This window comes from Sphingopyxis sp. JAI108, assembly GCF_013410105.1.
Taxonomy (GTDB): domain Bacteria; phylum Pseudomonadota; class Alphaproteobacteria; order Sphingomonadales; family Sphingomonadaceae; genus Sphingopyxis; species Sphingopyxis chilensis.
This window is the reverse complement of record NZ_JACCCJ010000004.1, coordinates 264341-285904: the sequence shown is the minus strand read 5'-3', so window position 1 is coordinate 285904 and position 21564 is coordinate 264341. Positions and strand designations below refer to the sequence as shown.

Annotated in this window: 19 protein-coding genes; 7 read left to right on the top strand and 12 right to left on the bottom strand. The window is 63.3% G+C overall.

Annotation, left to right across the window (positions count from 1 at the left end):
- Window positions 1–2: 2 nt before the first annotated feature.
- Window positions 3–1247, top strand: a complete 1245-nt coding sequence (locus HDC29_RS17660; protein WP_179499625.1) for a Xaa-Pro peptidase family protein — start codon at window positions 3–5, stop codon at window positions 1245–1247.
- Here HDC29_RS17660 and HDC29_RS17655 read toward each other — a convergent pair.
- From HDC29_RS17655 to HDC29_RS17645, 3 genes are all read right to left on the bottom strand, one after another.
- A complete protein-coding gene (locus HDC29_RS17655) occupies window positions 1244–2092 on the bottom strand; it encodes a DUF817 domain-containing protein (RefSeq protein ID WP_179499591.1) in 849 nt (282 codons plus the stop codon). The genes HDC29_RS17660 and HDC29_RS17655 overlap by 4 nt on opposite strands.
- On the bottom strand, window positions 2085–2891 hold the full coding sequence (locus HDC29_RS17650) for a lipid II flippase Amj family protein (protein ID WP_179499590.1): 807 nt from the start codon (window positions 2889–2891) through the stop codon (window positions 2085–2087). Before HDC29_RS17650 ends, HDC29_RS17655 begins: the two co-directional genes overlap by 8 nt.
- Window positions 2892–3009: 118 nt before the next feature.
- Window positions 3010–4188 carry a VWA domain-containing protein gene (locus HDC29_RS17645; RefSeq protein ID WP_058804284.1) on the bottom strand — a complete coding sequence of 393 codons (1179 nt, stop codon included), beginning with the start codon at window positions 4186–4188 and terminating at the stop codon, window positions 3010–3012.
- A gap of 324 nt (window positions 4189–4512) precedes the next feature.
- On the opposite strand from HDC29_RS17645, the gene HDC29_RS17640 reads away from it, so the two are divergent.
- Entirely contained in the window at window positions 4513–5910 is a 1398-nt protein-coding gene (locus HDC29_RS17640; protein ID WP_257018358.1) for a methyl-accepting chemotaxis protein, read from the top strand.
- Window positions 5911–5997: 87 nt separating this feature from the next.
- Here HDC29_RS17640 and HDC29_RS17635 read toward each other — a convergent pair whose 3' ends face one another.
- From HDC29_RS17635 to HDC29_RS17605, 7 genes are all read right to left on the bottom strand, one after another.
- Window positions 5998–6843, bottom strand: a complete 846-nt coding sequence (locus HDC29_RS17635; protein WP_179499588.1) for a MoxR family ATPase — start codon at window positions 6841–6843, stop codon at window positions 5998–6000.
- Window positions 6844–7037: 194 nt separating this feature from the next.
- Window positions 7038–7709 (bottom strand): hypothetical protein, encoded by a 672-nt coding sequence (locus HDC29_RS17630; RefSeq protein ID WP_179499587.1) that lies wholly within the window; start codon window positions 7707–7709, stop codon window positions 7038–7040.
- A gap of 262 nt (window positions 7710–7971) precedes the next feature.
- Window positions 7972–8277, bottom strand: a complete 306-nt coding sequence (locus tag HDC29_RS17625; protein ID WP_179499586.1) for a PspC domain-containing protein — start codon at window positions 8275–8277, stop codon at window positions 7972–7974.
- A 331-nt stretch (window positions 8278–8608) separates the two neighbouring features.
- Entirely contained in the window at window positions 8609–10624 is a 2016-nt protein-coding gene (gene rpoD / locus HDC29_RS17620) for an RNA polymerase sigma factor RpoD (RefSeq protein ID WP_179499585.1), read from the bottom strand.
- 35 nt (window positions 10625–10659) lie between these two features.
- The gene (gene dnaG / locus HDC29_RS17615) at window positions 10660–12552 is read right to left on the bottom strand and encodes a DNA primase (RefSeq protein ID WP_179499584.1); all 1893 of its coding nucleotides are present in this window, start codon (window positions 12550–12552) and stop codon (window positions 10660–10662) included.
- The gene (locus HDC29_RS17610) at window positions 12553–12939 is read right to left on the bottom strand and encodes an endonuclease domain-containing protein (protein ID WP_179499583.1); all 387 of its coding nucleotides are present in this window, start codon (window positions 12937–12939) and stop codon (window positions 12553–12555) included.
- Between the two features lie 107 nt (window positions 12940–13046).
- On the bottom strand, window positions 13047–13499 hold the full coding sequence (locus HDC29_RS17605; RefSeq protein ID WP_179499582.1) for a GatB/YqeY domain-containing protein: 453 nt from the start codon (window positions 13497–13499) through the stop codon (window positions 13047–13049).
- Between the two features lie 131 nt (window positions 13500–13630).
- Here HDC29_RS17605 and carA point away from each other — a divergent pair, with 131 nt between their 5' ends.
- The 5 genes from carA to HDC29_RS17580 all read left to right on the top strand — a co-directional run bounded on the left by carA (window position 13631) and on the right by HDC29_RS17580 (window position 20230).
- Window positions 13631–14905, top strand: coding sequence for a glutamine-hydrolyzing carbamoyl-phosphate synthase small subunit (gene carA, locus HDC29_RS17600; RefSeq protein WP_179499581.1), 1275 nt, complete (start codon window positions 13631–13633; stop codon window positions 14903–14905).
- A gap of 42 nt (window positions 14906–14947) precedes the next feature.
- Window positions 14948–15685, top strand: coding sequence for a hypothetical protein (locus HDC29_RS17595; protein WP_179499580.1), 738 nt, complete (start codon window positions 14948–14950; stop codon window positions 15683–15685).
- The gene (carB, locus tag HDC29_RS17590) at window positions 15685–19005 is read left to right on the top strand and encodes a carbamoyl-phosphate synthase large subunit (protein ID WP_179499579.1); all 3321 of its coding nucleotides are present in this window, start codon (window positions 15685–15687) and stop codon (window positions 19003–19005) included. Before HDC29_RS17595 ends, carB begins: the two co-directional genes overlap by 1 nt.
- Before the next feature lie 95 nt (window positions 19006–19100).
- A complete protein-coding gene (greA, locus tag HDC29_RS17585; RefSeq protein ID WP_179499578.1) occupies window positions 19101–19577 on the top strand; it encodes a transcription elongation factor GreA in 477 nt (158 codons plus the stop codon).
- 17 nt (window positions 19578–19594) lie between these two features.
- Window positions 19595–20230, top strand: a complete 636-nt coding sequence (locus HDC29_RS17580; protein ID WP_179499577.1) for a rhomboid family intramembrane serine protease — start codon at window positions 19595–19597, stop codon at window positions 20228–20230.
- On the opposite strand, the gene HDC29_RS17575 is transcribed toward HDC29_RS17580, so the two are convergent.
- Together HDC29_RS17575 and HDC29_RS17570 are read right to left on the bottom strand one after the other, a co-directional pair.
- The gene (locus tag HDC29_RS17575; RefSeq protein WP_179499576.1) at window positions 20227–20775 is read right to left on the bottom strand and encodes an NUDIX hydrolase; all 549 of its coding nucleotides are present in this window, start codon (window positions 20773–20775) and stop codon (window positions 20227–20229) included. The genes HDC29_RS17580 and HDC29_RS17575 overlap by 4 nt on opposite strands.
- 100 nt (window positions 20776–20875) lie before the next feature.
- On the bottom strand, window positions 20876–21556 hold the full coding sequence (locus HDC29_RS17570; RefSeq protein WP_179499575.1) for a TPM domain-containing protein: 681 nt from the start codon (window positions 21554–21556) through the stop codon (window positions 20876–20878).
- Window positions 21557–21564: the final 8 nt, after the last annotated feature.

Sequence of the window (21564 nt, the reverse complement as noted above, 5' to 3'; positions counted from 1 at the left end):
TGATGCAGCGACGGCAATTTCTGGGCACCGCGGCGATCGGCGGACTGGCGGCGACTTTGCCCGCGCCGGCGTTCGCCGCCGATACGGCCGGCCTTCCCAATCTCGCCGCCAAGGCAGTGCCGATCGGCAAGGCCGAGCGTGTGGCGCGGATCGCCAAGGCGAAGGAGTTGATGCGCGCGAACGACATCGGCGCGCTGTTGATCGAGCCGGGGTCGAGCCTCATCTATTTCACCGGGGTCGAATGGTGGCGCAGCGAGCGGCTGACCGCCGCGGTGCTGACGCGCGAGGGCGAGGTCGCGATCGTCACGCCCTTTTTCGAAGAACCGTCGGTGCGTGAGAGCCTGGGCGTTGAGGCCGAGGTGCTGACGTGGAACGAGGACGAGAATCCGCTCGCCGCGGTCGCCGCCTGGCTCGGCAAGCGCGGGCTGGCCAAAGGAAAGATCGGCGTCGAGGAAACGGTGCGCTATTTCGCCGTCGATGGCCTCGAGAAAGCGATGCCGCAGGCGACCGTCGTCAACGGCGCGCCGGTGGTGCGCGGATGCCGGATGCACAAGTCGCCCGCCGAAATCGCGCTGATGCAGGTCGCCGCCGACATCACGCTCGCCGCCTATCGCCACACCGCGCCGCGCATCGAGGCGGGGATGACCCCCGCCGACATCGGCGCGATCATGAAGAGCGCGACCGAAGCACTCGGGGGCAAGAGCGAGTTCGAACTGATCCTGCTCGGCGAAGCGAGTGCCTATCCGCACGGGTCGGGCAAGCCGCAGGCGATGAAGCAGGGCGAAGTCGTGCTGATGGATTGCGGCGCGACCGTGCACGGCTACCAGTCCGACATCTCGCGCAGCTTCGTCTATGGCAAGGCGAGCGCGCGCCAGCGGCAGGTCTGGGACCAGATGCGCAAGGGGCAGGACGTCGCCTTCGCCGCCGCGAAGCTTGGCACCCCCGCGGGGACGGTCGATGACGCGGTGCGCGCCTATTATGAAAGCCTCGGCTGGGGACCGGGTTATAAGCTTCCCGGCACCTCTCACCGCACCGGCCACGGCATCGGGCTCGACGGGCACGAGCCGGTCAACCTGGTGCGCGGCGAGACGACGAAGCTCGCGCCCGGCATGTGTTTCTCGAACGAGCCGGGCATCTATATTCCCGGCGAGTTCGGCATCCGGCTGGAGGATTGTTTCTACATGACCGACAGCGGCCCAAAGTGGTTCAGCGAACCGCCGCCGTCGATCGACAACCCGTTCGGCTAATCCGGCATCCGCGGCCGCTGGACCAGACTGACCAGCACGAATGAGATGATCATCAGCAAATACCAGCTGCCGAGCTTTTCGAGCCCGACCATGTGCCAGCCGTCGTTCTGGCTCGGATAGGTCCAGGCGCGCGCGAAGGTGCCGATATTTTCGGCGAACCAGATGAACAGCGCGACGAGGCCCCAGCCCACGAGCAAGGGCATCCGGCGGTGGACATGGAGTGGACGGAACCACACCTGACAGCGCCAAAAGAGCAGCGCGGTCGCGGCGAACAGGAACCAACGGATGTCGTACAGCCAATGGTGGGCGAAGAAATTGACGTAGATCGCGGCGGCGAGGGCGTAGCTTGCCCAGACGGGCGGATAGCCGGTGTAGCGAAAATCGAAGATACGCCACACGCGGGCGATATAGCTGCCCACCGCCGCATACATGAAGCCCGAAAAGAGCGGCACCGCGCCAATGTGGAGCAGGCTCGCTTCGGGATATTGCCACGATCCCGCGGCGGTCTTGAACAATTCCATCACCGTGCCGACGATGTGGAAGATCAGGATGACGAGCGCCTCTTTCGGTGTCTCGAGCCGGAAGGTGAGCATGGCGAGTTGGATCAGCATCGCGCCGATGGTGATCGCGTCATAGCGGTGGACGGCTGCGTCGTCGGGCCAGAAGAGATGCGTGCCGAGCAGCAGCGCGAGCATCAGGCCGCCGAACAGGCATGCCCAGCCCTGCTTGAAGCCGAAAACGAGAAATTCGAGGAACCAGCCGCGCGGTCCCGGCTCGACCGCCATCGCCTCCAGCCGCGAGCGGACAGCATGGAAGCGGCTGTGACCGCGTTCCGGTTCAGACATGGACGGCGACCCAGGCGATCAGCAACGCGGCAGGGAGTAGCAAAGCCTGCGCGAGAATCGTGCCAGCGAGGCGGCTTAGCGAAATGAAGGTGATCGCGCGCCGGAAATCGGCCTCGTCGACCTTCCCCTCGACCGCATCGTCGGTCATCACCGAGAGCTGCGGATCGATGAAGGCAAACAGGAGTATCGTCGCGAAACCGTTGATCAGCGCCGACAATTGTGAGGCTGTGACCCGGAATTCCGGGGCAAGGTAGCCGGCGTAGAGCGAGGCGACGACGCCGACGGCGAGCAGCGACTGCGCGAGGCAATTGGCGATGAGCACGCCCCAGCCGATCCCCTTCGGCATTTGCCAGCTCTTCAGATGCGAAAGACGGGGGAAAGTCAGCGATCGGCCCAGAGTGCGAACCCCGGCTGGACTCACCGCCTTCAGCGCCAGTTTCGTCGTCGAACGGTTGTCCTGATACCAGCCGATCGCGGCGGCGAACATGCGCTGCCCCGTCGGCACGAGCAATATGCCGACCAGCGTCGCGACGCTCGCCGCGGCGAGAACGAACTGCATATCGATGAATAGCGCGGTGCCGCTGCCGTCGTGGATACGCGTCTCGATGCGCTTGGCGAGGAAAGGGCCGAGAAAGCTGTTGGAAGTGCGCGAGAAGAGCACGAGGATGTTGAACAGCGCGAACGACATCGCGATCCGCCGCGTTCGCACCCCGGCGATGCGCGCGGCATAGGCGAGCGCGCCGATCAGGTTGATGAAGCCGGTGAGCAGCAGGATGGTGAGGAGGGGGAGGTCGATCATTGCGGGGTCTAATTTCTCGTCATTGCGAGCGAAGCGAAGCAATCCAGGGCGGTTTACGCGAACTCTGGATTGCCACGGGCCTTCGGCCCTCGCAATGACGATTAAATGAAACTGTGGATCAATGCTTGCGCGTCAGCTCGCGCATCGCATCGTCGAGGCCGGCGAGGGTCAGCGGATACATGCGGTCGTTCATCAGCTGTTTGATCAGCTTGACCGACTGGGTGTAGCCCCAATGCGCCTCGGGCACCGGGTTGAGCCACACCGCGGCGGGATAGACATGGGTGATGCGCTGGAGCCAGACCGCGCCCGATTCTTCGTTGAAATGCTCGACGCTGCCGCCCGGATGGGTGATTTCATAGGCGCTCATCGACGCGTCGCCGACGAAGATCACTTTGTAATCATGGCCATATTTGTGGAGAATGTCCCACATCTGGTGGCGTTCGGACCAGCGGCGCTTGTTATCCTTCCACACGCCTTCGTACGGGCAATTGTGGAAATAGAAGAATTCGAGATTCTTGAATTCGGTCGTCGCGGCGCTGAAGAGTTCCTCGCACAGCTTGATGAAAGGGTCCATCGATCCGCCGACGTCGAGGAACAGCAGCAGCTTGACCGCGTTGCGCCGTTCGGGGCGCATCTGGATGTCGAGCCAGCCCTGCCGCGCGGTGCCGTCGATCGTGCCCGGAATGTCGAGCTCGTCCGCCGCGCCCTCGCGCGCGAACTTGCGCAGCCGGCGAAGCGCGATCTTGATGTTGCGGGTGCCGAGCTCCTTGGTGTTGTCGAGATTCTGGAACTCGCGCTTTTCCCAGACCTTCAGCGCGCGTTTGTGCTTGCTCTCGCCACCGATCCGCACGCCCTCGGGATTATAGCCCGAATTGCCGAAAGGCGAGGTGCCGCCGGTGCCGATCCACTTGCTGCCGCCCTCGTGGCGCTTTTGCTGTTCCTCGAGCCGCTCTTTCAGCGTCTCCATGATCTTGTCCCAGTCGCCGAGCGATTCGATCGCCGCCATTTCCTCGGGGGTCAGGAATTTCTCGGCAACGGCTTTCAGCCAGTCCGCCGGGACATCGACCGGGTTCTGACCGTAATCCGAAATGATGCCCTTGAAGACCTTGTTGAACACCTGGTCGAAGCGGTCGAGCAGGCCCTCGTCCTTCACGTAAATCGCGCGGCTGAGATAATAGAATTGCTCGGGGCTGCGGTCGATCACCTCGCGGTCGAGCGCCTCCAGCAGCATCAGATGCTCTTTCAGGCTGGCGGGAATGCCCGCGGCGCGAAGCTCGTCGAGAAAGCCGAAAAACATGGCGCAGGCGTATCGCGTTCGCGCGGTGCGTGCAATCACTTTACGTTCACGTAAAGCGGCGGGAGGCAACATCTGGACCGCCGGTGTGCAACTGACCGGAAGCGACCGGAGGTTGCCGATAGAGATCTGTGCCCCGGCGAAAGCCGGGGTCCAGAAAGATGACGCTAACCCGGCATATTTCCGCACTGGGCCCCGGCTTTCGCCGGGGTGCACAAGGGTCAGCTCACCACCCCAAAACCGACATATCCGCGCATCCACCCATTGACCCCCCGTTAACCAATGTTGGGCATAGCTTCGCGATCATTCAGGGACGCGGGCAAGCCAATGAAATATGATCCGATCAACCCGGAGGCACAGATCCTCGACCAGTCGGTCGCGAGCGACTGCGGCGAGCTCGCCGTCGGGTGCAGCGACGCCGCAGGGCGGATCAAACGTGCGACCGACCAGATGGAACGGCAAATCGGCGAGCTTGGTCGGCTCGAGGAATATGTCGTCAGCCTCGAGGCAGACCAGCGCCAGATCGCCGATTCGACCGACGAGGCGAAACTGCTGTCGGCGCGCGCCTGCGAACAGCTCGACACCGGCGCCGAGCGCGTCAACGCCGCGGTCAGCGAATTCCGCTCGGTGATCGACCTCGTCGCGCGGCTTGGCACGCATGTCACCAATTTCGCCGCGGTGATGGAGCAGGTCCAGCAGGTCAGCCAGTCGATCGAATCGATCGCCAAGACGACCAACATGCTCGCGCTCAATGCCGCGATCGAGGCCGAGCGCGCGGGCGATGCCGGCCGGACCTTCGCCGTCGTCGCGGCCGAGGTGAAGAAGCTCGCGCAGAACACGCGCGGCGCGACCGACGAGATCCGCCGCAGTATCGGAAGCCTCGCCGCCGAGGCGAGCGGGCTCGTCACTGAAATCCAGTCGGGGGTCGAACAGTCGAGCCGCGCCGAGGCGCAGTTCGAAACGATCACCGACGCGCTCCACGACGCGACGCATCTCGTCGCCTTGCTCGACGACCAGAGCGACCGCATCGCGCAGTCGAGCGCGATGGTCCATGCCAATGGTGCGAAAGTGCGCGAGGCGCTCGATCTGGTGGTGAATTCGGTACGCGACAATAGTTCGACGCTGGAGGGCACGCGCGATTCGATCCTGTCGATGGAGCATGTGTCGAACCGCATGTTCAACGCGGTGATCTCCGCGGGGGTCAGTCCGCAGGATTCGGCGATCGTCGAACTCGCCGCGAAGGTGCGCGACGAATTCGTGGGCCTTGCCGAAAAGGCGATCGCGCGCGGCGAGCTGACGATGGATCAGCTTTTCGACGCCGATTATGTGCGCGTGCCGAACTCGAACCCCGAACGCTTCCGCACGAGCCTGTGCGACTGGGCCGACGCCCACTGGCGCCCGCTGTTCGACCGCATCGTCGCGAGCCACCCCGAAATCAAGATGTCGTCGGCGGGCGACATGAACGGCTTTCTGCCGACGCACATCACCGAATGCTCACGCGCGCCGACCGGCGACCTCGAGCATGACACGGCGCATTGCCGCAACGGCCGCATCCTGCTCGACGATACCGACATGGCGGCCAAGCGCAGCACCGCACCTTTCTTCATGACCGTCTATCGTCAGGAAGGCGACGGCATCAATTACCTGACCGTGCGCAACGTCTATATGCCCGCGATCATCGGCGGGCGCCGCTGGGGCGATGTCGAAGTGGCTTACCAGCTTTAATCTCGTCATTGCGAGCGTAGCGAAGCAATCCAGAGCAGTTTGCCACGTCCTGGATTGCTTCGCTACGCTCGCAATGACGAACTGGTCTCAGCTGCCCTGACGGCGCGCCATGAAGGCGAGCTTTTCGAACAGCATCACATCCTGCTCATTCTTGAGCAAGGCGCCGTGCAAGGGCGGGATCGCCTTGCCGACGTCGCGGTTCTGGAGGACTTCGAGCGGCATGTCCTCGTTGAGCAGCAGCTTGAGCCAGTCGATCAGTTCGCTCGTCGACGGCTTCTTCTTCAAGCCCGGCACCTCGCGCACTTCGTAGAAGATGTCCATCGCGCGGCTGACCAGCGTCTTCTGGATGCCGGGGAAGTGGACCTCGACGATCGCGGCCATCGTGTCGCGGTCGGGGAATTTGATATAGTGAAAGAAACAGCGGCGCAGGAAGGCGTCGGGCAGTTCCTTTTCATTGTTCGAGGTGATGACGACGATCGGGCGTTCTTTCGCGGTGACCGTCTCGTCGGTCTCATAGACATGGAACGCCATGCGATCGAGTTCCTGGAGCAGGTCGTTCGGGAATTCGATGTCGGCCTTGTCGATCTCGTCGATCAAGAGGACAGGGAGCTTGGGCGAGGTGAACGCCTCCCACAATTTGCCCTTGCGGATATAGTTGCGGATGTCGTGGACGCGTTCATCGCCGAGCTGGCCGTCGCGCAAGCGCGCTACCGCGTCATATTCGTAAAGGCCCTGCTGTGCCTTCGTCGTCGACTTGATGTTCCAGGTAATCAGCGGGGCGTCGAAGGCCTTTGCGATCTCCTCGGCGAGCACGGTCTTGCCGGTGCCGGGTTCGCCCTTCACGAGCAACGGGCGGCGCAGCAAGGTCGCGGCGTTGACCGCGACCTTCAGGTCGTCGGTGGCGATATAGGCGCTGGTGCCTTCGAAGCGCATCGGCTGCTGCCTTTCCCTTAACGTGAACGTCAAGCTGGCATAGCGACGGAGGAAGATGCGCGCAAGCCGGAGGGGCGCCGCAATCAAAATCCTCCCTGTCGCGGAGCGAGTGGTGAGGGGCGGCGCCATAGCCCCTCCGTCGGCGCTTCGCGCTGCCACCTCCCCATGGCTTCGCCACAGGGAGGGATCAAATTTCAAGGGTGGAGGCGGCTTGCCGCCCGCGCGGCCATCAGGTCCCAAAGGCCGCTGTGCTGCGTGATGAGCTGTTGCGCACCGAACACCATCGCGCGCTCGATCGCGGGGGTATCGGCGACCATCGCGGCGAGCCGCGCGGTGCCCGGCAGGTCGGGCAGCGTGCAGGTCGGCGGCACCAGATCGAGCCGCAGCGCGCTGATGTCGAGCAGCACGCGTATCGTCCGCCAGTCGAGCGTCAGCGCGATTGCGGCGCCGAGCGCGCAGCCGTGGCGATCCGATTCGGCAAGCATGTCGATCGCCTTGCGCTGCGCCGCGACGGCCGCCTCGCACTGCGCCTGTCCCTGGGTGCTGGGCACGGGTCCGACCGCCGAGGCGATCTTCGACAGGAAGGCGCGTTCCTGGACAAAGGCGTCGGCGGCCTCGTCCATCCACCGGCGCGACGCGGGATCGACCGCTTTGCGCGCGGCATTGTCGATCACGCCCGGATGGCGGCCATGGAGGAGGCAGAGGAAGTGCACGGCATCGGCGAGATTGCGCATCGCCTCGGGGCCGCTCGACAGCGCGCCCGAGCGGACGTGCGGATGCGCGCCGGTGCCGTCGCTGGCGACCAGCGAATCGAGCAGTTCGGCGACGCCGCGTGTCGGCGTTTTGGGCTGGGGGGACTGGCTCAACGCTCGATCCTCGCTGCGGCAAGGGCGCGCGCACCCAAGCCAATGGCATTACAGCGATCGGTCATAGGACAACGTCGTAAACGACGCGTTTATAAGCGGGGACGGATTTATGACGCGACTGTTTCAGGCGGGGACAGCGCGGAACGACGAAGGGACCGGCAAGCCCCGCGAGGAAGCTTGCCGGTCCCGTGCAGATGGCGCCGGGGGGGCGCCATCTGCACGGACGGGCCGGGCGGGGAGAGAGGTGTCCGGCCGGGTCCGCTCAAGCTGCGAGCGCGAGTTCTCCCGTCTTTTCGGGGGTCTTTTCGGCTTTCGGCGCGTCGGCTTCGATCGCCGTCAGCGCGGGTTGGCCAGCAGCGTGTTTCGCAGGGAAGATCAGCCGCGATGCGAGCACGACGAGACCGAGCGCGAAATAGGCCATGAAGGTCTGGGCGGGAAAAAAGAAGAGCGGCGCGATGAACGCGAGACGCAGATACAGCGGGTTGAAGCCGAAATCCTGGCCCACGGCCTCGCAGATACCGAAGAAGGTGTCGCGGCGGCGGAAGAGATTGGTGGTTTCGTTCTGCATTTCTTCGTCTTTCCCTTTGGCTGCGGGCTCTGCCCCGCGCTCGTGTCCCATGCTTCGCAAGGGGCGTGCCAATTATGCGGATGCGTGGATTTCCGGCCGATTTGACCCGGGCGTCATCCTAGAGGTGACGCGCGGATCGGGAATTTGTCCCATCAGTCGGGAAATGACACCATCATATCGTATCGTTTTTCATGGCGGTGAACTCGGGGGAGAGCGCCGCCGATATGGGCGGCAGGCATCCTCCTACAAGGGACGCATGAAAAAACGGCGACCGGTTAGACCGGCCGCCGTCAAAATTCGATGAATGTCGTCAGAAGGTTACCGAGGGTGCTTACTGATCGAGGAAGCTGCGCATCTTGCGGCTCCGCGAGGGATGCTTCAGCTTGCGGAGCGCCTTCGCCTCGATCTGGCGGATACGTTCGCGCGTCACGCTGAACTGCTGTCCCACCTCTTCGAGCGTGTGGTCGGTGTTCATCCCGATACCGAAGCGCATGCGCAGCACGCGCTCCTCGCGCGGGGTGAGCGACGCAAGGACGCGGGTGACCGTTTCCTTGAGGTTCGACTGCACCGCGGCATCGACCGGGATCACGGCATTCTTGTCCTCGATGAAATCGCCCAGGTGGCTGTCTTCCTCGTCGCCGATCGGCGTTTCGAGGCTGATCGGCTCCTTGGCGATCTTCATCACCTTGCGGACCTTTTCGAGCGGCATCGACAGACGCTCGGCCATTTCCTCGGGGGTCGGCTCGCGGCCGCTTTCATGGAGGAACTGGCGGCTGCAGCGCACCAGCTTGTTGATCGTCTCGATCATATGGACCGGGATGCGGATCGTGCGGGCCTGATCGGCGATCGAGCGGGTGATCGCCTGGCGGATCCACCAAGTCGCATAGGTCGAGAATTTGTAGCCGCGGCGATATTCGAATTTGTCGACCGCCTTCATCAAGCCGATATTGCCTTCCTGGATGAGGTCGAGGAACTGCAGCCCGCGGTTCGTATATTTCTTCGCGATCGAGATCACGAGGCGCAGGTTCGCCTCGACCATTTCCTTCTTGGCGATGCGCGCTTCGCGCTCGCCCTTCTGGACCATGTTCACGACGCGGCGGAATTCGGTCAGGCTCATGCCCGCGGCTTGCGCGATTTCCGAAATTTCGATGCGGATGCGGTCGACTGCGCCGGCTTCATTCTCGGCGAAGGCGGCCCATTTCTTGTCGAGACCCGACACCTGATCGAGCCAGTTTTCCTCAAGCTCGCGCCCGACATAATTGTCGAGGAACGACTTGCGCGGCACCTTGTGGCGCTCCGCAAGGCGCAGCATCTGGCCGCCGAGCGCGGTCAGGCGGCGATTGTAGCTGTAAAGCTGGTCGACCAGATATTCGATCTTGGTGCCGTGGAACTGCACGCTTTCGACCTGCGCGGTGAGTTCCTCGCGCAGCTTGTGATATTTCTTTTCCGACGCCGCGGGAAATTCCTCGCCGCCCGAAAGCGATTCGAGGCGCGCGTCCTGCAGTTTCGAGAAAGCCTTGAAGCTTTTGGTGATGTTCGCGAATTTTTCGAGCGCGTCGGGCTTCAACAGCTCTTCCATCGCGGCGAGGCTGAGCGTGTTGTCTTCCTCATCCTCTTCGAAGCTTTCGCGCTTGCCCGACGAACTCTCGCCGTCCTCGTCGTCGCCGTCGGCAGAAGGTTCTTCCTCGACCTCGTCCTCGTCCTTGAACGACACGCCGGCGGTTTTCTCGCTGATCTCGCCGTCGTCCTCGGCGCCTTCCTCATCGAGGTTTTCGGGCGCGGGATCCTTCGACAGCATCGCTTCGAGATCGACGATCTCGCGCAGCTGCATGTCGCCGTTGTTGAGCGCGTTCGACCATTCGATGATCGCGTTGAAGGTTAGCGGGCTTTCGCACAGCCCGAGGATCATCGTGTCGCGGCCGGCCTCGATGCGCTTGGCGATCGCGATTTCGCCCTCGCGGCTGAGCAATTCGACCGCGCCCATTTCGCGCAGGTACATGCGAACGGGATCGTCGGTGCGATCGACCGTTTCCTTCTTCTTTTCGATCGCGGGGTTCGACACCGAACCGGTGCCGGCCGAAACATCGACTTCGTCGTCGGTTTCCTGCTCGGCCTCTTCCTGCACATCCTCGTCGCTTTCGACGATGTTGATGCCCATGTCGGAAATCGCCGACATGATGTCTTCGATCTGCTCCGACGACATCTCGTCCTGCGGCAGCGCCGCATTGAGCTCGTCATAGGTCAGGTAGCCGCGCTTCTTGCCACGCGCGATCAGCTTTTTGACGTCGGCCTCGTTGAGGTCGATCAGCGGGGCGTCGGTGTCGGCTTCGGTGTTCTTGGTGGCCATCTATTCTTCCTGCCTGAAAGGGCAATTACTGGTCGTTACTGGCTGCTGTTTTCGGACAGCGCGGCCAGGCGGCGGGTCAGATCCTCATCCATGGCGCGCAGCTTCTGCTGTCGCGCCAGGCCTTCGTCATCCATCGTGCGCTGAAAATCCGCGGTGGCCTGTGCCAGCCGCTCGCGGATTTCGGGCTGGGTGACCAGCACGCCGATATATTCGTCGAGGTCGCGAAGCGCGGTCTCGTGCGCCGCTGCGGCCTCGTCACTGCTTTCCAGCCTGCGATTGAACGAGAAGTGCATTCCGTCGGCTCTGAGCAATGTCGTCGCCCTATTATACACTTTCATTGGCTCCAATATGGCAAGCAACCCCTCGCAATCAAGCCCTTCGCGGCACATTGCGCTGTCAAGCATTATGCCGAGCAGTTCGGCGTCGCCGGAATCGCTCACGGGCAGCCGCGTCAACGCTTCCTCGTTGCGGCGAAGCGCCTCGGGATAACGCAGCAATCCGCCGATCAGCGCCGCGATGTACGGCGCCGAAATACCGGCCTGCCCGATGGAACGCGTCTCGTCGGCCGGAGGTTGCAGCCGCGGGTCGGGGCCGAAGCGGCGTCCTCCGCCGAACCCGCCACGCGGGGGATTGGGCGTCCACGGTTGGCGCTGTGCGCGCTCGGGCTGTTTGCGCGCGAACAATGTGTCGAGTCGCTCGCGGAAGGCTTCGCGGTAATGGTGGCGCACGTCGGCATCCTGGATCGCGTCGGCGTGCGCGAGCAGGCGCGATTTGAGCGCGGCGCGCTCCTCGGGGGTCGCGAGCGGACCGGCCGCGACTTCATGCGCCCACAGGCGCTCGACGAGCGGCTGCGCGCTTTCGAGGATTTCGGCGAAGCCCGCCGCGCCGCGCGCGCGGACGATATCGTCGGGATCCTGCCCCCCCGGAAGCGTCGCGAAGGACAGGCTGAAGCCGGGGCGGAGCAGGGGAAGCGCTCGCATTGCGGCACGCATCGCGGCCTTCTGTCCGGCGCTGTCGCCGTCGAAGCAAAGGACGGGTACAGGAACCATGCGCCAGATCATGCCGAGCTGGTTTTCGGTGAGCGCGGTGCCGAGCGGCGCGACGGCATCTGCGATCCCCGCTTCGGCGAGGGCGATCACGTCCATATAGCCCTCGACGACGATGATCCGGTTCGTCTGCCGCGACGCGGGGCTCGCCTTGTCGAGGTTGTAGAGTGTGCGCCCCTTGTCGAACAAAGGCGTGTCGGGCGAGTTCAGATATTTGGGCTCGCCGTCGCCCAAAATGCGTCCCCCAAAGGCGATCACGCGCCCGCGCGCGTCGCGGATCGGGATCATCAACCGGCCGCGGAAGCGATCGTAGGGCTCCTTGTCCTCGACCGCGATCAGCATCCCCGATTCGACGAGCATCGCGGTCGGGAACTTCTTGAGCGCTTCCTTCAATGCGCTGCGGCTCTCGGGCGCGAGGCCGAAGCCGAAGGCCTTGCGCGTCGCCTCCGAAATGCCGCGTTTCGCCAGATATTCGCGCGCCGGGGCGCCATTGCTGCTGCCAAGCTGCTGCGTGAACCAGTCGGCGGCGGCTTGCACGACATCGCGGAGGCTCGCCGCCTCCTCGGCCTTTTTCGCCGCGCGCGGGTCGGGGGCGGGGACGTCCATCCCGGCCTCGGCGGCGAGTTCCTTCACCGCATCCATGAACGACAGTCCGCGCTGGTCGGTCATCCAGCGGATGGCATCGCCATGCGCGCTGCAGCCGAAGCAATGGTAGAAGCCCTTCTCGTCGTTGATCGTGAAGCTGGGCGTTTTCTCGTTATGGAAGGGGCAGCAGGCTTTATATTCGCGGCCCGCACGCGTAACCTTCACCGTCCGCCCGATGAGCGTCGACAGCGTGATCCGCGAGCGCAGTTCGTCCAGCCATTGCGGGGTAAGGCTCAATTAGTTCCCCTCCCGCTTGCGGGAGGGGTCGGGGGAGGGCATGTCCGCAAGCACGCGTTCGATCTCGCCGATGACGCCCTCAATCCGTTCTAACACATCATTGTTCCAGAACCGGATCACTCGATATCCCTGTGCTTCAAGATAGCTCGTCCGCGCCTGATCTTTTTCTACATCAACCGCGTGTTGCCCGCCATCGACTTCGATGACGAGTTTTGCCGATCGCGAGACGAAATCGCAGATGAACGGGCCGATAGGGAATTGCCGGTTGAAGCGGACGCTGGCGATCTTGCGGGCGCTCAGTTGCGCCCATAGCTTCCGTTCAGCTTCGGTAGCGTTCAGTCTTAGCTCGCGCGATCTCGCAGTCGGTCGTTTGTAGCCCTTGTCCAAACAGGCCCTCCCCCGACCCCTCCCGCAAGCGGGAGGGGAGAATAAGCGTTCGCCGTCCGCATGTCCCCCTCCCGCTTGCGGGAGGGGCTAGGGGAGGGCATGTTGCCTCAGGCCAGCGCCGCCTTAACCCACCCGCTAGCCTTGCTCATATCGAGCTGGCTCCCGAGCCGGTCCTTCACCGCGGCCATCACCTTGCCCATATCCTTCAGGCTTTCCGCCCCCAGCTCGGTCACGATCGCCTTGATCGCCGCCATCGCCTCGTCGTCGGAGAGTTGCGCGGGCAGAAAGTCCTCGATCACCGCGACTTCGGCCGCCTCGATATCGGCCAGTTCCTGCCGCCCGCCCTGTTCGTACATGGTGATCGATTCGCGGCGCTGCTTGACCATTTTCTGCAAGACGTCGGTGACCAGCACATCGTCGTCGGCCGGCGCGGTGCCGGTGCGCAGCTCGATGTCCTTGTCCTTGATCTTGGCCAGCATCAGCCGGATGGTGCCGAGCCGCGCCTTGTCGCCGCTTTTCATCGCGGCGACCTGCGCAGCCTTGATGTCGTCACGAATCATACGTGTCCCCATGCGCTGCAAATTTCGGAAAGGCCCTCTCTAGCGCCAAGATTCCAAATCCGATAGCTTGTGAATCACTTTTTTGCCGCCTACTTGGTCGGCCGTTTAGCCCCCCGTCCGGAGCATGTTGAATGGCACCAGCCAACCCCTCTGCCGCGCCCAAAGCCCAGCCATCTGGCGCAACTGGCGTTCTCGTCCTTGCCGATGGCACGATCCTGTGGGGGATCGGTTATGGCGCGAGTGGCGCGGGTGTAGGCGAGATTTGTTTCAACACCGCGATGACCGGCTACCAGGAAATCCTGACCGACCCGTCTTACGCTGGCCAGATCATCACCTTCACCTTTCCGCACATCGGCAATGTCGGCGCGAATCCCGAAGATATGGAGCGCGAAAAGCGCGCCGCGATCGGCTGCGTCACGCGCGAACTGCCGACGCTGCCGAGCAACTTCCGCAGCGTGCAGACGCTGCCCGAATGGATGGCGGCGCAGGGGCTGATCGGGCTTGCCGGCATCGACACGCGCGCGCTGACCCGCCGTATCCGCGACGGCGGTGCGCCGACCGGTGTTGTCGCGCATCATCCCGAGGGCAAGTTCGACATCGACAAGCTGCTGATGCTGGCGCAGGGCTGGCCGGGACTGGAGGGCATGGACCTCGCCAAGACCGTGACGCGCGAGCGGCAGGGTAGCTGGGATGCGGGGGTTTGGGCTTTGGGGAAGGGCTACGCCAATTCCCCCCTCCCGCTTGCGGGAGGGGTCGGGGGAGGGCCTGTTTCCGACGCTGCCGTGTCCGACATGCCCTCCCCTAACCCCTCCCGCGAGCGGGAGGGGGACAAGAGGCCCCACGTCGTCGCGGTCGATTATGGCGCGAAGGACAATATCTTCCGCAATCTGGTGAAAGCCGGCGCGCGCGTCACCGTGGTGCCCGCGAAAACCAGCCTCGAAGAGATCGTCGCGCTGCGCCCCGCGGGGGTGTTCCTGTCGAACGGCCCCGGCGATCCGGCGGCGACGGGCGACTATGCGGTGCCGGTGATCAAGGGATTGCTCGAACGCAATGTCCCGATATTCGGCATCTGCCTCGGCCACCAGCTGCTCGCGCTCGCCGCGGGGGCGAAGACCGTGAAGATGCATCAGGGTCACCGCGGCGCGAACCATCCGGTTCAGCGCGTCGGCGGCGAGTTTGCCGACGGCGTGGTCGAGATCACCAGCATGAACCACGGCTTCGCGGTCGATGCCTCGACGCTGCCGGGCGGCGTGGTCGAAACGCACAAGAGCCTGTTCGACGGATCGAACTGCGGCATCGCGATCACGGGGAAGAAGGCGTTCAGCGTGCAATATCACCCCGAGGCGAGCCCGGGGCCGCAGGACAGCTTCTATCTGTTCGAGAAGTTTGTGGGTGGGTTGACGTGATAGTGCTACTCAAAAAAGCAAGCTCTTCGGCAGGAAATTGAGATGGCGAGTGCGTTGGACTATCTCGTTGCGGCAACGATTTATCGCTTTGCCTATGAAGGGCACAATTTTTCGTTCCCTGATAGTATTGACGGACTACAAAGCAATCTTGAAGAATATTATGCGGTTAAATTTGATCAAGGTGTTTCCGATAAACTTGCAAAAGCGCTCGGAACTATGGGGGTAATAAACTACTCTGATGATAGATACGCTGGAATTATAATATCCGCTGACCAGAATAGGGTAAACGAAATATTCGATAACCTATGTGCGCAAGGTGGAATATATAAAAGTATAGATGACATTGCGAATTCCTTTTACAAAAAGGTCATAAGCAATGATGATTTTTGGAAAGATCTCAGGCGAGAGCTTTCTGAGGCAGGTGAGACTCGGTCAGGAGAATATGAAGTAGTTATTCCGGCAGCTGATCGCACGGTAACGGTTCTTCACAATTCTCCCGAAGGCAAAGAGATTAGCGGTGTCCTTGACACGGTAATCGATGACTTGAGCCATAATAATGAAATAGCCGTGTCGGCTGGCTCTGATCGTCAGCGATATATAGCCGAAGCGAAATCCGCTCGTGAGCTTATGCGGGGAGAAACGATCAGGCGCCAAGCGGTGTATGAAGTCCTTTGGAAATTTTTCAGGGAACTCTTGGCTAAATTCAAGGAAAAATCCTTGGAATGGGGAATCGATAAGGTCTTGAACCTGCTAGATGATATACTGGATCTGATAAAATAATGCCCAAAAGAACCGACATCCAATCCATCCTCGTCATCGGCGCCGGCCCGATCGTTATCGGTCAGGCGTGCGAGTTCGATTATTCGGGGACGCAGGCGATCAAGGCGTTGAAGGAGGAGGGCTATCGCATCGTCCTCGTCAACTCCAACCCGGCGACGATCATGACCGATCCCGACCTGGCCGACGCCACCTATGTCGAGCCGATCACGCCCGAGATCGTCGCGAAGATCATCGCGAAGGAGCGCCCCGATGCGGTGCTGCCGACGATGGGCGGGCAGACCGCGCTCAACACCGCGCTGGCGTTGTTCAACGACGGAACGCTGGAGAAATATGGCGTCGAGATGATCGGCGCCGATGCCGAGGCGATCGACAAGGCCGAGGACCGGATCAAGTTCCGCGACGCGATGGACAAGATCGGGCTCGAAAGCGCGCGATCGGGTATCGCGCACACGCTCGACGAGGCGTTTGCGGTGCTCGAACGCACCGGCCTGCCGTCGATCATCCGCCCCAGCTTCACCATGGGCGGCACCGGCGGCGGCATCGCGTATAACCGCGAGGAGTTCGAACATATCGTCCGCGGCGGCCTGATCGCCTCGCCGACCACCGAAGTCCTGATCGAGGAATCGCTCCTCGGCTGGAAAGAATATGAGATGGAGGTGGTGCGCGACCGCAAGGACAATTGCATCATCATCTGTTCGATCGAAAATGTCGATCCGATGGGCGTCCACACCGGGGATTCCATCACCGTCGCGCCGGCGCTGACGCTGACCGACAAGGAATATCAGATCATGCGCAACGCGAGCATCGCGGTGCTGCGCGAGATTGGGGTCGAAACCGGCGGGTCGAACGTCCAGTTCGCGGTCAATCCCAAGGACGGCCGCCTGATCGTGATCGAGATGAACCCGCGCGTGTCGCGCTCGTCGGCATTGGCGTCGAAGGCTACGGGTTTCCCGATTGCGAAGGTCGCGGCGAAGCTGGCGGTCGGCTACACGCTCGACGAGATTATGAACGATATCACCGGGGTGACCCCGGCGTCGTTTGAACCGACCATCGACTATATCGTGACCAAGATTCCGCGCTTTGCTTTCGAGAAATTCAAGGGTGCCGAGGCGACGCTGTCGACCGCGATGAAGTCGGTCGGCGAGGTGATGGCGATCGGCCGCACGATCCACGAAAGCTTGCAGAAGGCGCTGCGCGGGCTGGAGACCGGCTTGTCCGGGTTCAACTTCGTCGAGCGGCTGAAAGGCGCGACGCACGACCAGTTGCGCAACGAACTGGCGCAGCGCACCCCCGATCGGCTGCTCAACGCCGCGCAGGCGATCCGCGAAGGCCTCCCGCTTGCGGAGATCAACCGCGTCGCGGGCTATGACATGTGGTTCCTCGAACGCATCGCCGAAATCGTCGAGGCCGAGCAGGAGGTGTGCCGCGAGGGCCTGCCGCGCGACGCCGAGGGGCTGCGCAAGCTGAAGGCGATGGGCTTTTCGGACAAGCGCCTGGCCTATCTCGCGCTCCAGTCGGCGAACCTCCAGCCCGGCACGCGTCGCGCGACCGCGCGCGGCAGTGGGCTGATCCACGAGGCGGTGAAGGCAATGACCGGCGGCGTCACCGAGGGCGAGGTGCGCAAGCTTCGCCACAAGCTCGGCGTGCGGCCGGTGTTCAAGACGATCGACACCTGCGCCGCCGAGTTCGCTGCGAAAACGCCCTATCTCTATTCGACCTATGAAGCCCCGACCTTTGGCGAGCCCGAAAATGAGGCGAACCCGTCGGATCGCAAAAAGGTCGTCATCCTTGGCGGCGGCCCGAACCGGATCGGGCAGGGGATCGAGTTCGACTATTGCTGCTGCCACGCCTGCTTCGCATTGGAAGAGGCGGGCTATGAGACGATCATGGTCAACTGCAATCCCGAGACGGTGTCGACCGACTATGACACGTCGGACCGCCTCTATTTCGAGCCGCTCACCGCCGAGGATGTGCTGGAGATCCTGCACGTCGAAATGTCGAGGGGCGAACTCGCCGGCGTGATCGTCCAGTTCGGCGGCCAGACGCCGCTCAAGCTCGCGCAGGCGCTGTCCGACGCGGGCATCCCGATCCTCGGCACCTCGCCCGACGCGATCGACCTCGCCGAAGACCGCGAGCGTTTCGCGGCGCTGGTCAACAAGCTCGGCCTGAAACAGCCCGAAAACGGCATCGCGCGCAGCCGCGAAGAGGCGATCGCGGTCGCGACGCGCATCGGCTATCCGGTGCTGACACGCCCCTCTTACGTCCTCGGCGGCCGTGCAATGGAGATCGTCGACGATCAGGCGCAGCTCGAAAATTATATCGAGACTGCGGTGCAGGTGTCGGGCGACTCGCCGGTGCTGATCGACCGGTATCTGCGCGACGCGATCGAGGTCGATGTTGATGCCTTGTGCGATGGCACCGACGTGGTGGTTGCGGGCGTGCTCCAGCATATCGAGGAAGCCGGCGTCCATTCGGGCGACAGCGCCTGCTCGATCCCGCCGTACAGCCTGCCGGCGCATATCATCGCCGAGATCGAGCGGCAGGCCGACGCGCTTGCGCGCGCGCTGGAGGTGCGCGGTCTCATGAACATCCAGTTCGCGGTCAAGGGCGACGAGGTTTACCTGATCGAGGTCAACCCGCGCGCCAGCCGCACCGTGCCCTTCGTCGCGAAAGCGGTCGGCTCGCCGATCGCCAAGATCGCGGCGCGCGTGATGGCGGGCGAAAAGCTGGCCGACCTGCCCAGGATCAACCGCGACATCAAACATGTCGCGGTGAAGGAAGCGGTCTTCCCGTTCGCGCGCTTCCCCGGCACCGATCCGGTACTGAGCCCCGAGATGAAGTCCACCGGTGAAGTCATGGGGATCGACAGCAACTTCAACCTGGCCTTCGCCAAGGCGCAGCTCGGCGCGGGCGACCGCCTGCCGACCGAGGGCCGCGTCTTCGTATCGGTCAAGGACAGCGACAAGCCGCGCATCGTCGGCGCGGTTAAACAGCTCGCCGACTGGGGCTGGAAGGTCATCGCGACCGGCGGCACGGCCGATTATCTGGCGGGCCAGGCGATCGACGTGGAGCGCGTCAACAAGGTCGCCGAAGGCCGCCCGCATATCGTCGACCGGATCAAGGACGGCGACGTGCAGCTGATCTTCAACACGACCGAGGGGTGGCAGAGCTTGCAGGATTCGCAATCGATCCGCGCCTCCGCTCTCGCCGCCGACATCGCCTATTATACCACGGCGGCGGCGAGCGATGCCGCGACGCAGGCGATCGGGGCGCTCCGCGCGCACAGTCTTGAAGTAAAGCCGCTTCAGGACTATTATTGAACCACCGCTCCACCCCCCGACATTGACGGATCAGCGGCGCAGCCGCCCGGCGAAGTTTCGCTGGCGCTGGATTATTGACGAAGGACAACAGGATAATGGCAAGCGTTGAAAAGGTGCCGATGCTGGCAGAGGGCTATGAGAAGATGAGCTCCCAGCTCTCTGCGCTCAAGGCCGAGCGACCGCTGATCGTGGATGCGATCGAGGAAGCGCGCGCGCATGGCGACCTTAGCGAAAATGCCGAATATCATGCCGCGAAAGAGCGTCAGGGCCAGGTCGAAGCGACGATCGGTGACCTCGAGGACAAATTGTCGCGCGCGCAGGTGATCGACCCGACGACGCTGTCGGGCGACCGCATCGTGTTCGGTGCGACCGTCACGCTCGCCGACGAGGACGACAAGCCGGTGAAATACCAGATCGTCGGCCAGGCCGAAGCCGACGCCAAGGACGGCAAGATCAGCTATAATTCGCCGCTCGGCCGCGCGCTGATCGGCCGCCGCGTCGACGACGAGATCGAGGTCACCGTGCCCGCGGGCGACAAATATTATCTGGTGACCAAGATCGAATTCATCTGACGAACGGACGGAAGAGGATGAAACCGCAGGATGCGCCGCTGGTCACGGGCTATGCGCTTGCCTGCGTCGTCCTTTTCGTCCTCTTGTCGATTACCGGTTTCCAGATCGAGGCATTCGTGCGCGCGGGTTTCATTCCGGCGCGTTTCGGGTCCGATCTGATCCTGCCGCCGGGAACGATGGTGCCCTTTGTGCTCACGCCTTTATCGTCGGCCTTCCTGCATGGCGGGGTGCTGCATATCGCCTTCAACATGGTCGTCCTGCTTTTCATCGGCCGCCAGCTGGAGGCGCCGCTGGGCACCAAGGCGATGGCGGTGCTGTTGCTCGCCGGCGCCTATGGCGGCGCGCTGGCCCAATATCTCGCCGATCCGGCTTCGGCTGTGCCGATGATCGGTGCCAGCGGCGCGATCTCGGCGCTGATCGCGGTGTTCGCGCTGATCTTCAGCCGCACGCAGGCGCCCGCGATCGGTCCGATCCCCGGCCATTGGGTGCGTGCCTTGTGGCTCGCCGCCGCATGGATCGGCCTCCAACTGCTCCTTGGTTTTGCGGGTGGTGGCGGGTTCGGCGCGGTCGCGATCTGGGCCCACGTCGGCGGCTTCCTCGCCGGCCTGTTCCTCGCGCGTCCGCTACTCCGCTGGCGTTTCGGCGCGCGCTAGACGCCGCCAAGCAGTCCGCCCGCGAGCAGCATCGCGACACGCACGTCGATCCCGCAGCCTTCGGCGCGCTTCGCCGCGACGAAATCGGCGATGCCGGCCAGCGGCACGCGGTGGACGACGATATCCTCGCCATCGACCCCGCCGCCATCGCCGATCTTCGTCAACCCCTTGGCGATCAACAGGGTGAAGCTTTCGCTCACCATCCCCGGCGAGCTGTAGAATTCGCCGACGGTGCGCCAGTGCGCCGCGCGATAGCCCGTTTCCTCCTCAAGCTCGCGCTCCGCCGCGATTTCGGCCGCTTCGCCGGCGGTGTCGTCGCCGACGAGACCCGCAGGCAGTTCGAGGCACTGGATTCTCAGCGGCACGCGATATTGCTCGACCAGGATGATGTGCGGCCCGTCTTCGCCCTCGTCGATCGCGAGGATCACCGCGGCGTGGATGCCGCGTGAGCGTGCGACATATTCCCACGTTCCCTGTTGTTTGACTGTGATGAAGCGGCCTTCCCACCGCGTCTCGATGGGCGTGTCGGGGGAGGAGCGGGGCATATCTATCCTTCGTCGCTGCGGGCGGAGCGAAGCAATGCAGGGAGGCCTCGCACCGCTCTGGATTGCCACGGGCCTTCGGCCCCCGCAATGACGACAGACTCTAAAGTTCGATCAGGCGGTCGGGAAGTTCGTTCGGATTCTCGCTGCCGCGCGGGAAATGTTCGGCGAGGACGATGCCCATCTGGCGCACTGCCTCGGCCATGCCTTCGCCGGGCTTGCCTGCGCGCACGCGCTCGATCAGCGCCGCCATCGCATCGCCCCATACCGCGGGCGCCACCTTTGCGGCGATCGCCTCGTCGGCAACGATGTCGGCGCGATGCTCTTTGAGGCTCAAATAGAGGAGCACGCCGGTGCGGCCGGTGGTCTTGCCCTCGGTCCCGACCTTGAACAGGTCGATCGCGCGGGCGCGGACGCGCTCGGCCCTGATGCTGCGCGGGGTCAGCGCCATGCGTAGCGGGCGCCAGAGCAGGATCAACCAGACGCCGATCCATTTGAGCACCCCGAATGCGATCACCATGCCAAGCCACTGGTTGGCGGTCAGTTCATGCCCCCAGCCGCCGGTCAGCCAATCATATTTGGCGCGGTAAAAGTCGGGGAAGAGCGCGACGATCGACATGGCGAGGAAAGCGACGATGCTCGCCCAGACGAGCGCGACATCGTCATAATCGTTCGATTTTCCGGCAACGACGGTGACGATCTCGCCGCTCGTATGCGCCTCGGCCGCGGCGACCGCGGCGGTGACGATGTCGTGATCGGCTTCGCTGACATGGCTGACTTTCATCGTCCCGT

What these genes read in the sequence shown, in the direction of transcription:
- HDC29_RS17660 (WP_179499625.1), top strand. Translation starts at nt 3, where the DNA reads ATGCAGCGACGGCAATTTCTGGGCACCGCGGCGATCGGCGGACTGGCG.
- HDC29_RS17655 (WP_179499591.1), bottom strand. Translation starts at nt 2,092, where the DNA reads ATGTCTGAACCGGAACGCGGTCACAGCCGCTTCCATGCTGTCCGCTCG.
- HDC29_RS17650 (WP_179499590.1), bottom strand. Translation starts at nt 2,891, where the DNA reads ATGATCGACCTCCCCCTCCTCACCATCCTGCTGCTCACCGGCTTCATC.
- HDC29_RS17645 (WP_058804284.1), bottom strand. Translation starts at nt 4,188, where the DNA reads ATGTTTTTCGGCTTTCTCGACGAGCTTCGCGCCGCGGGCATTCCCGCC.
- HDC29_RS17640 (WP_257018358.1), top strand. Translation starts at nt 4,513, where the DNA reads ATGAAATATGATCCGATCAACCCGGAGGCACAGATCCTCGACCAGTCG.
- HDC29_RS17635 (WP_179499588.1), bottom strand. Translation starts at nt 6,843, where the DNA reads ATGCGCTTCGAAGGCACCAGCGCCTATATCGCCACCGACGACCTGAAG.
- HDC29_RS17625 (WP_179499586.1), bottom strand. Translation starts at nt 8,277, where the DNA reads ATGCAGAACGAAACCACCAATCTCTTCCGCCGCCGCGACACCTTCTTC.
- rpoD (WP_179499585.1), bottom strand. Translation starts at nt 10,624, where the DNA reads ATGGCCACCAAGAACACCGAAGCCGACACCGACGCCCCGCTGATCGAC.
- HDC29_RS17605 (WP_179499582.1), bottom strand. Translation starts at nt 13,499, where the DNA reads ATGATTCGTGACGACATCAAGGCTGCGCAGGTCGCCGCGATGAAAAGC.
- carA (WP_179499581.1), top strand. Translation starts at nt 13,631, where the DNA reads ATGGCACCAGCCAACCCCTCTGCCGCGCCCAAAGCCCAGCCATCTGGC.
- HDC29_RS17595 (WP_179499580.1), top strand. Translation starts at nt 14,948, where the DNA reads ATGGCGAGTGCGTTGGACTATCTCGTTGCGGCAACGATTTATCGCTTT.
- carB (WP_179499579.1), top strand. Translation starts at nt 15,685, where the DNA reads ATGCCCAAAAGAACCGACATCCAATCCATCCTCGTCATCGGCGCCGGC.
- greA (WP_179499578.1), top strand. Translation starts at nt 19,101, where the DNA reads ATGGCAAGCGTTGAAAAGGTGCCGATGCTGGCAGAGGGCTATGAGAAG.
- HDC29_RS17580 (WP_179499577.1), top strand. Translation starts at nt 19,595, where the DNA reads ATGAAACCGCAGGATGCGCCGCTGGTCACGGGCTATGCGCTTGCCTGC.
- HDC29_RS17575 (WP_179499576.1), bottom strand. Translation starts at nt 20,775, where the DNA reads ATGCCCCGCTCCTCCCCCGACACGCCCATCGAGACGCGGTGGGAAGGC.
- HDC29_RS17570 (WP_179499575.1), bottom strand. Translation starts at nt 21,556, where the DNA reads ATGAAAGTCAGCCATGTCAGCGAAGCCGATCACGACATCGTCACCGCC.